Here is a 7,392-nt window from a genome sequence, read left to right on the forward strand (position 1 = left end):
ATGTTGACTCCAAGTGAAGTAAGCGCGAAATTAAAAATCCAACCCTCCACTTTACGGAAGTATTCAGCTTTGCTGGAACAAGAAGGCATCCAGTTCCAACGAACCCATAAAAACGCCCGACTTTATACAGATAGCGAGTACATAGCGATTGAAGGTATCATAGCGGCAGTACATAGCGGTAAAAAATCGCTTGAAGAGGCTGTTATAGAGGCATCTAAGGCGTTGAAAAAGAATGTCTCCATAGCGCCACGCGAGCGCGATAGCGACGACATAGCAGCTGCTACGCTGGATGAAGTCAAACAGCTGAGAATCCAGTTACAGCAACAAGAAGAGCGCCAAAAAGAACGCGATATTATGTTCGTGGAAGTGCTGGAGAAGATGCAGCGGAAAATTGATGTGTTGGAAGATCAGCAGAAGCAATTACTTGCACCAGTATCGGGAGAATCCCAGTTAGATGCCACAGAATTGTCCTCACAACCTGAAGAAAGGGAAACTAAGACAACCATGCCTAAAAAAGATACACGAAGTTTATGGGCAAGAATTCGAAATAAACCTATTTGAATTCCTTCTAGTTGCTTTTTTTCTTATCTAATTCATCTGAGAATACTGTTATTACAAGGGTTTTTTAAAAATTTATTTATTTTTTGGTTCCAAATTTTAAAAAGTGATTAAAAATTCCGTATTAAAAGGGTTTTAAAAAAAGATTAATACCGTCCACCGACGCTTCTTCCCTATATCTTTGATATAGGGAAGAAGCGTCGGTGGAGAGATAGGTAAAAAATGGTAATCTATATATAAGAAAATCAATTTAATTTATCACTTGGAACGAAATTTAAATAATATTCATAACCTAAACTTTTTAAAATCAACATGTTTTCTCGTAATGAAATCATTTCCAAAAGGGACAGCATCTTGCTGTTTTTAGTATTGGGCTTATAATTTTCATCAATAATTGCTAAGACTACTTGCTTCTTTTGTCTAAGATCTTCGAATGGACTAAAAGGAGAAGTGGAAGATAAACCATTAAATTCGTCTATTTGCTCATTTATAAATTCTATTACTTTATCTTTGTCATTATTAAAAGTTTGAGCTGATACTAAAGCTTGAGAGAGTAAATGACTGGTTCCAGATGCCCCACCAGTGTGTCTCTTCACGTGTATGAATTGGACCATGGTGGAAGTGTAATGAAAAAGATCACACAGCTCTATGCTGCTATTTGTTTTAAATCCATACTCTCTTTTTTGTTCTAATCCAATGCTGTAATCTTTCCGATCAAGCATCAATACATTAGCTTTTTCAGCTAAATCCTCGTTGTATTTCCCTTCACTAAACTTCCCATTTTTTTTATGTAAATTCTTATCAAACTTTATAAATTCTAAGTTGTTTGTGGGATTGAGAGCAGGAATGGAATTTATCTCTTCTTTGATTTGCTTGTAGAAATCCTTATTTAATTCATACCATTTCCCAGAAATAAGAATGTAATAATTTTCTTTGTATTGTGTTTCAAAATTTATGGCTTTGTAGACTGAACAAATTTTTTCAAGATTTGTATTTTCAACATTTTTTTTTAGAATTTCATCCGTCTTCAATTTAGTCAAAATACCTGATACATTTCTGTTTTGAACTTTTAATTGCCGATTAAAGCGCTCCAAATAATCAATTTCATCAATTTCGAAAGCTGTAGGAGTTTTTGAGCTTTTGTATCCTAGACCCGTAATGAAGAAGCCATTAAAGTCATCGATATCAAAGATTTCTTGTGGAGAAATTTTAAATGTCGAGGTACTTCTCTTATCAAATTTAGGTAAATCAATGATATCTAGAATTTTCTGTCCTAATATTTCATCCAAATCTGCTTTTTCGTTCTTTGCAGTAACTGGAGTCAGATTATCTGAAAGAGTAAATCTCTTACTCTCTTCTGAATAATCATCATACACTTTTCCAAAGTTTGAAAGCATCGGACCTAATTCTGTAAGCAAATCCAATTCCCCTCTAAACTGCAAGCCTCCACTCCCTCCTAAAAAGAAGGATTTTGTAAAAGTATCATTTGGGCCCTTAAAGGATCCGTATATTTTTTTAACAATACTATGAGTTCCATAGTCATTTAACTTTTCGGCCATTAAAACCGTTGAAGACTGCTTCTTGGTATTAAAGATTTTTCTATCAATTGAGGTGCTATCAATTGATGAAATCTCATCAACAGTTAATAAACTCTTAGATATTTTTAAACCAAAATCTGAAACAATATACTCCGGCTTTAATAATAAATCACCATTACCAAAAGTAAGGGCAAACACTTTCAAATTATTTACTGTCCTGATTCTCAAGAGAATAGCGCATTTTACAAATGTTCTTTTTGGAATGTTTATAGCTTTTTTCTTTGACATTTCATTTACGTAGTTAACCCATTCTGGAGGATCATCTAGGGTTTCTTTCAAAACTCGAATAATACCTGTTTCGACTTCGCTTCCCATCTCACTAGTTTTAATCAAATGTTTACTCACGAATTTTTCATCTTGAAATTCTTCTCTTAAATAATTATTTAGACCTGAAAAATTACCAGTCAATAAGTATATATTTAAATTCTTTCTAGTCATCTATTCAGTCACCTATCTTTCATTCAAAAGTCATTATATCAAGGTTTATTAAACTTATTATTTTTTTCTAGCAAATTAAATACAAAAAAGTATAAAAAACTCTGTTAAATCAAGAATTTAAAAATTATTATAAGGGGTTATAGCTTGATGAGGACCTATATCTTTGATATAGGTCCTCATCAAGCTGAAGTCAAAAACTAAAAAAATGGAAATTATCGACGATAGATTTAACTGTTAAAGTATTTTTTTTATTTAACTGAATGTAACTTATTAGTAATTAAGTTACATTCACATTCCCGGTTCTATTGACTTCTCACAAAAAAACAGAGAAACTTAATTTACCAGAAAAAAAGATACATTCAAATCATTGATTCTATTGACTTTGAAAGAAAGAAAACAATGGATTTTCGCAAAAGAAATAAATCCTGATTTTTTAGTTTATTCCCTCGAAAATGAGTTAGTATCTAGAAAAGGAGGGATTTAATGGGAGATTTAATGGCACTATCATTTTTACTTCTCATGGCATTCTTAGCAATCGTTATTATTGTGATTCTTTTCTTTGTGGCAAAACGTGCCAGCAGTTCCGGAAAAAATACGGAGTATGAGAAACGAATTCAAGCCCTGGAAGAAGAAAACAGAAGACTAAAAGAAAACCAACGACCGCAATAATTATTTTTAAAAATGGGCTCGTCTTTCCTTGGCGATGCTCTTTTTCTTTTTCATGGATTCCCTTAAGTAGTCCGTTACATCTGTTTTTTTCTAGAAATAACAAAGATAGCAGCCAAGTCAAAAATCAAGCGCAGCGACACCCACCCCCGGCTGATTTTCAGCGAAAAGGACCGAAAAAGGGGGGGCCCAGGTTGCAGGAGAATCCTGCCAAGACCAAAACGGTGTTTTGGGGGTTTGTCATGACAAACCCGTAGCTTGCCCTCTCTCTCTAACCTAGTCGTACTAATTCCGGAAATGGGCGGAAGCCCTCCCAACAGCAAACAAAGGAGACTGAACTTTCATGACGAAACGGAACGAAATCAAAGACGTGCAGCCGATCCGGTCGCTGGACCGGATCGAGGACATGAAATGGAGCCTGAAAAAGTGGTGCGGGGAACGGGATTACATCCTGTTTCTTCTCGGCATCAATTCCGGATTGCGCGTGGGGGATTTGTTAAAGATCCAAACGGACGAAATCCGGGGCAAGCACGTCGTCTCCTTGCGGGAAGGCAAGACCGGCAAACGCCGGACGATCCACCTCGGCAATATTTACGAGGAACTGGATGCCTATATTCGCACGTTAGAAGGCGCTGAATGGCTTTTTCCCAGCCGGAAGGGAAAGGGACCGATTACACGCGTTCAGGCGTACAGACAGCTTCAGAAGGCGGCTCAGATGGTCGATATGCCGGACGGCATCGGCACGCACACGCTCCGGAAGACCTTCGGCTACTGGCATTACAAGCAGTTCCGGGACATTGCCGAGCTGCAGAACATCCTCAACCATGCCCATCCGCAGATCACGCTGCGCTACATCGGCATCACGGACGAGCAGATCGAAAGCAATCTCAAAACCTTTCGGTTGTAAAAAAAGAGGAAAACCTTTGGAAAGATCCAGAGGTTTTCCTCTTTTTTGCATCGTCTAAAAACGCCTTCTAAGGGGCCTCTAAGCTGTTTTTAGAAATAACCTTCCCTAAGTTCGTCTTTTTTCTAAAAAGCGTTTTTAAAGGGGTTCTGTACGTTTTAAACGCGAGGAATGAAATAAGGAGCAAAGATTATTTGTTTTTTGGGGTTTTTGGGGGTTTGATTTTGAAAGGTAACAGTTTTGATTCCATTTTCACCCCACCACCATTTCTTTTGCGCGCGTGCGCGTATTGTTGGTGTTTTAATATATTTTGATTAAGTTCTTTGTTTTAAGTGATTTAGAGACTCTACAAAACTAGTCATACTAAGGGTTCTGGAGGCCCAAAGGTAACACTTTCGGTCCTAAAGGTAACACTTTCGGTCCCAAAGGTAACACTTTCGGTCTCTTAAAGGTAACACTTTCGGTCCCAAAGGTAACACTTTCGGTCTTAAATATAACATTTTATAAAAATTAGTTATATTTCAATTGACACTTAGTGAAATGATATATAAAGTTTGGTTTAGGATAACATAATTATTAAAAAAGTTATAAAAGGAGATTTTATATGCAGGAGAACTATTTAGTAGCTCAAGGAAATGATTTAATTGAAGCTCGGCATACTAACCCTTTATCTGTTAGAGAACAAAAAATAGTCTTAACGATGGTGAGCATGATCCAACCAACAGACGAAGATTTTAAAGATTATCGTATTTCTATAAAAGAATTTAGTGAAATGCTGGGGCTAGAAGGGAGTGCAAAATATACAGAACTCAAAGAGATTACTAAAGATTTAATGTCTAAAAGCATTGAAATTCCTCGTGCGGACGGAGGATGGTTATTCGCTAATTGGGTATCTAGCGCCGAGTACCAAAAAGGCGAAGGAATTATAGCTCTATCTTTTTCTCCCAAATTGAAACCTTATCTTTTACAACTCAAAAATGCTTTTACTTCATATCGTCTTAGCAATATATTATCGCTAAAAAGTTCATATTCAATTCGATTATACGAACTTATGAAAAAGTGGCAGCATCTTGGTAGTTGGACTTGCTCTATTGAAAATTTCAAAGAAAAAGTTGGAGTAGAAAGTGAAAAATATCCAAGATATGCAAATTTAAAAGCCAGGGTTTTGAACCCAGCTATTGAAGAAGTGAATGAAAAGACCGACCTATTTATTAGTATTAAAGAAATAAAAAAAGGCCGAAGTGTAGAAAAAATCGAGTTTATTATTCGTCATACTCCTGAAAAAGAAATCCAAGTGCCACGTCTTGAAAAAGAGACAGTACCGGCTAAAGAATTTAACGAAACAGATGAATTGCGCGCACGCTTAAACAAATTGGCCGATGGTTATCAGTTCGATGCCACATTCTTTGCGCAGCTGCATCAAGGGGCTTCATTGATCTGGAAAGACGAAACAGAAAAAGAATTGGAACTGTTGATTCGGTACGTCAATGAAGAAAAAACCGTGAAGAATCCTCTCGGCTTTATCAAATCCAAAATCACTTCTGCTTGGGAAATTTCCGAAGCTGGCGGGAAAATTACGTTCGCCGATCTGCAACCTGTGAAAGAACGATGGGCAGGCCGAGAAGAAAAACTTCCGGAATGGTTTGCAACAAAAGATGAACCGTACGAACCGGCTGAACCCGATCCGGAACTTGAAAAAATGAAAGAAGAAATGCTGAAAAAATGGGCGAATAAAAAAGAAGAGAATGCTAAAAAGGATGTCTCTGAATCTTAAAAAACAACAAAATCCCAGACACTTTTTTCTCAAAACGAGAAGAGCGTTCCGGGATTTTTTTATTGCATCTTCGATTCACAAAAATCTGCACATGCCCTGAAAAACAGAGAAAGAGCATAAGGAAAACGTGCCCCCACTTTAGGTGTGGGACCAGGCAGGGCCTGGGGTTGAGGTGGTAGCACGAAAAAAGCGTTTTGGCACAGTTTTGTGACAGCAAAAAAAGGGCTTTGGCACAAGTTTGTGACGCCTTTTTTGAGTCAGTGGCACAGATCTGTGCCACTCTTTTAGTGCAAAATTCTCGTGAACTAGTTCGTTAAATTTCGATTTCCGACGAGCCGATCCGGAAAAGAAAACCGTTTTTTTTCTAAAAATTTTTTGTAGTTTTTAATCCTGCAGCCGAAAAAAAGATGCCTCCATATGGAGGCATCTTGCAGTTTTTAGGGGCCTCCACATGGAGGCATTTCACTTGTTTTGTTGATATCAGGAAAACCCCAGGCTCCGCCTGGGCTAGCACCGAAAGTGATAGCAGTTTTCTCTTATGCTCTTTCTCTCTTTTTAACTTGTTGTAGGTTAAAAGGTAAAGGATTGGTATTATTTGTTATATCAAAAGAAGAGGAGAAATTTTATGGAGTATTTAGTGGTGATGGGACTTTTTTTAAATCCAATTCTCGCTATTGTTTTTTGTTTGAATTTGATTTCAATTATTAAAAAAGCGAATGGCGACGAGAAAATAAGTACCCAAAAGAATACCGTGTGGGCGACAATCTCATTTGTTTATATTATTACTTCTTTGACTTGGAGTTTTGCATTCATTCCATTTGCTTAATGAGAAAGATCCGGGAGTGCCCATCTATACACCCTAAAAAATCAGGTATATAGTGGGCAGCTTCCAGCTGTAAATAATGCGGAGCATTGAACAAGCAGTGGCTGCAAAAAAAGCCCACAGAATCCAGGGGCAAAATTCCGGAATGCAGTATGACAATTGAAAATCTACAGGAGCTCTTCCTTTTCTTTCGCTGGGAGGAAATCGAGTGGTTCTATTGGAGAAGTAGATACTTTAATAATAACTTCTTCTGTCTCTGGAGATTCAAACATTACATCTTTGATGTAAAGGAACCCTAGTATGATCACTAACACAAATAACAACACAGGCATTTTTCGTATGAGCCTTTTTTGCATAATTATTCTCCTCATTTTGTACGTCTAAATTTATGATTAGTTGACGAAATTGGACGTTTCCATAATCATACAATTGGAATGGAAATGACTCAACAAAATATAAATGAGTTTACATATCCGGAATTATCGGAAGTCCTCTAACAGAAAATTGGAGAAGGTGCTGGTCCGCAGCATCTTCTCTTTTGTTTTTCTAGCAACCTGTTCCGGAAAAAGAAGATGCAGGATTGATCGGACTCTTATAACATGAAGAAAAAGAAAAAGGAGGCGAATGTTCG

The 7,392-nt window shown here is 37.1% G+C and carries 6 protein-coding genes; 5 read left to right on the forward strand and 1 reads right to left on the reverse strand.

All coding sequences use genetic code 11. The annotated features are described in order from the left end of the window. Positions 1–561 (forward strand): MerR family transcriptional regulator, encoded by a 561-nt coding sequence (locus AC2EXB_RS19140; RefSeq protein WP_483604807.1) that lies wholly within the window; start codon positions 1–3, stop codon positions 559–561. Between the two features lie 242 nt (positions 562–803). Here the strand turns inward: AC2EXB_RS19140 and AC2EXB_RS19145 are convergent, their stop codons facing one another. Further along, positions 804–2,594 carry a DUF6119 family protein gene (locus AC2EXB_RS19145; protein ID WP_483604808.1) on the reverse strand — a complete coding sequence of 597 codons (1,791 nt, stop codon included), beginning with the start codon at positions 2,592–2,594 and terminating at the stop codon, positions 804–806. Between the two features lie 483 nt (positions 2,595–3,077). Between AC2EXB_RS19145 and AC2EXB_RS19150 the strand changes: the two genes are divergently transcribed. From AC2EXB_RS19150 to AC2EXB_RS19165, 4 genes are all read left to right on the forward strand, one after another. Further along, entirely contained in the window at positions 3,078–3,263 is a 186-nt protein-coding gene (locus tag AC2EXB_RS19150) for a hypothetical protein (protein WP_246808576.1), read from the forward strand. 340 nt (positions 3,264–3,603) lie between these two features. Further along, positions 3,604–4,167, forward strand: a complete 564-nt coding sequence (locus tag AC2EXB_RS19155) for a tyrosine-type recombinase/integrase (protein WP_483604810.1) — start codon at positions 3,604–3,606, stop codon at positions 4,165–4,167. 601 nt (positions 4,168–4,768) lie between these two features. Next, on the forward strand, positions 4,769–5,938 hold the full coding sequence (locus tag AC2EXB_RS19160; protein ID WP_246808578.1) for a replication initiation protein: 1,170 nt from the start codon (positions 4,769–4,771) through the stop codon (positions 5,936–5,938). A gap of 625 nt (positions 5,939–6,563) precedes the next feature. After that, complete coding sequence (locus tag AC2EXB_RS19165) at positions 6,564–6,764, forward strand: hypothetical protein (protein ID WP_012881103.1); 201 nt, start codon at positions 6,564–6,566, stop codon at positions 6,762–6,764. The last annotated feature ends 628 nt before the right edge of the window (positions 6,765–7,392 follow it).

It is taken from the genome of Planococcus alkaliphilus (genome assembly GCF_057031095.1).